This is a genomic window from Cryobacterium sp. MP_M3 (assembly GCF_015752155.1).
In the GTDB taxonomy this organism is placed as follows: domain Bacteria; phylum Actinomycetota; class Actinomycetes; order Actinomycetales; family Microbacteriaceae; genus Cryobacterium.
This window is the reverse complement of sequence record NZ_JADOVI010000046.1, coordinates 1-2427: the sequence shown is the minus strand read 5'-3', so window position 1 is coordinate 2427 and position 2427 is coordinate 1. Positions and strand designations below refer to the sequence as shown.

The following is a 2427-nucleotide window of genomic DNA, read 5'->3' as shown; positions in this document are numbered from 1 at the left end:
AGCAGAGCAGTACACACCCCGGGGTCGCTACCGTGTTCCTGGAAACTTGCTACCAACTCGCCGGACTGGCGCTACCATCAAGCGCTACTCGCCACCCGAGATGTGTTGCGCGCGTTGATCGGGTTCCAGACCGACCAGACCATCCCGAAGGTGAACTAGAACGCTGCAGGCATTGAGGTCAAGGAGCTCGCTTTCTGTCTGTGCTTTGGGCTGTACGAGCGGTGAGCTTAGGAGGGTGCCCGGAGCGTTCGCCTCCGGGGCGGGTGGAGCTATCCTTTTCCCCTGTGAACAGCCGAACAGACAAAATACGATCAATACGACTGCCAGAGACCGGTGCAGCTGAGATGCGGGGGTCACAGCAGCACTCCCAGAACAGCCCGATGGCCCGTCAATCTGGCTGACCTGGAGTCGCTCGCTTTTGCCCAAACTGGCCTGAGTGTATTCTCCTACCCCTTGTGTGTGCGTTCGGACTCTCCGGATTATCTTCTTGGGTCAACGACAGAGTAGCGATCCCGATGACGGCCCAGACGAGGAGCGCCGCGGCTGATTCGGTTGCCACCGAGCTATAGGTCTGAATGCTAAGGACAGCGAATAGGGCACCCGCCCGGGCCCCCGATGTCGCAGTCCAACCGCGTTTCCAGCGTAGAACCAGTACAAGCTGAACACCGAAGTAGATGAGGGTCACGAGCAGCCCGAAGTCCAAGGCATACATGAGAACAGGGCTTTCAAGCGACGTGGCCAGTCCACCGTTCGAGGATGTTTCAAAGCTAGATCCGACTCCGTCACCGCCCAGAAAGTAGTGCCAGACGTTCTCGAAGAAGAATTTGAGCGCCAGCGATCGCGCGTTTGCCGATCCATTGTCGTTGTCGAGTCTTGCAGCGATGCCTTCTGCCAAGCTGCTCTGGAAAAACAGGATGAGCCCGAGTCCCAGCGCGCCGCATGCCGCGATTCGAGTCTTCACCGACGCTTGTTTACGCAAGAGGAGGAATGCAAGGCCAGCGGCTGCGAGGAGTAGACCCGTCCGCGATTCAGTTAGAAGGACTCCGATGAGAAGAAGTACGACCACGGGGACTTGGAAGTAGGCGCGTCTGATGTTGACGGACAGCGGAATGCAGATAGCCAGCAAGAGGGAAAGCGTCAACGGATGGTCGAGAGTTCCGAACTGCCTGACATTGAGTCGGTACCATCCATAAGTGGACATCTGCGTTGTGAAGAAGAGTGTTGTCTTCGTGGCCCATTGAAATAGAGCTAGCGCGCTTTCTATGGCGCCAAGACCAACGACAAAGCGAGCTAGCGAAGCGCCAAATCTACTGTCGCGTCTAATCTCGAACCGCGCCCAAAGGAATACCGCGTACGGTACGACCATTTGATTGGCGATAAGGGAGAGTCCCGACGATCCGTCGCGCACAACTACTGTGGCCACGACAATCGAAAGGACGGTAGCCATGAGGAAATTCGGTACCGGATCTCGCCCAATCAGCTTCAGCACCTCGCGGGGCCGGATGAGAGAGGCGACGATGAAGGCGAAAAGAGCGAACCACGTTGCGGGGTGGAGGTCAAGAAAGCCTCCCGAGTAGCCTGTGACCAGGTCGGACGCGACGTAGGGAACAGCTGTGGCAAGGAACAGCACGACTTTGATCGCGTGATGGTGAAAGCGAACTGCAAGGAGGCCGAAACCGAGACTCGTCGCTAGCCAGAGCGTGAACTGCATCGGCTTGATCTCACTTACTGGCTTTTCGGCCTCTTGGCCTTCGACGTTGGCAAATTCACTCGCCCCGTAACGACTGCTGCCTAGCCTACCGGCCATCCCGGCTGACGATGGTGAGTTGGTGGCGGTTAGCCAACTGGAAGTGTTTGAACTACCAAGAACGGTTTCGTTGATGATCGGAGACTGCTGATTGATGCGACAAAGCCCAGTCCGTTTGGTGGATTGTCTTCTGTGAATCCAAGGCTCGCGATCTTCCCCGCATTACTGCGAACAAATTCGGTTACATCCATGGTTCGAACCTGCTTGATGTTGTCTATTGTTGTCGTCCCCGCCAGATATCCCATAGCCGGTCTCGTTGCGAACGTAACGGTCGAGGAGCTCCAAGGTTGGGTCAAGGCACGGGCATTTAGGCCGATTTCCGTGCCCCCTGATTCAGTAATTGCCGCGGTGAAGTGCAGCTCCGCAGACTGAATTATGGTCGCGTCGATTTTTGCGAGGTCGAACGACATGTACGCGTATCGATCGAATTCGGGATACAGGTCGTTGTGGCGCACATATAGGTCCCAGGAAGTGCTCAAATTCGCATCCTTCAGTGAACCACCCTGAACGTACGTATCGCTGCTTGGTCACGTCCCGCTGGGTGGTGTAATTCCTCGTCACCGTGCAGGTCAGTGTTTTCTGATTATGCCGCAGTCAACTCGGGAATGTGAATCACCCCG

General features: G+C 56.4%; 1 protein-coding gene and 1 pseudogene. Both read right to left on the bottom strand.

The genetic code is table 11. The features are described 5' to 3' along the window. Positions 1 to 388: 388 nt before the first annotated feature. Positions 389 to 1711: a hypothetical protein gene (locus IWX89_RS18245; RefSeq protein ID WP_196904953.1), complete on the bottom strand. Its 1323-nt coding sequence runs from the start codon at positions 1709 to 1711 to the stop codon at positions 389 to 391. 125 nt (positions 1712 to 1836) lie between these two features. After that, positions 1837 to 2313, bottom strand: a pseudogene (locus IWX89_RS18240) (DNRLRE domain-containing protein); the annotation flags it as partial. Positions 2314 to 2427 lie beyond the last annotated feature (114 nt).

What these genes read in the sequence shown, in the direction of transcription:
- IWX89_RS18245 (WP_196904953.1), bottom strand. Translation starts at nt 1,711, where the DNA reads ATGCAGTTCACGCTCTGGCTAGCGACGAGTCTCGGTTTCGGCCTCCTT.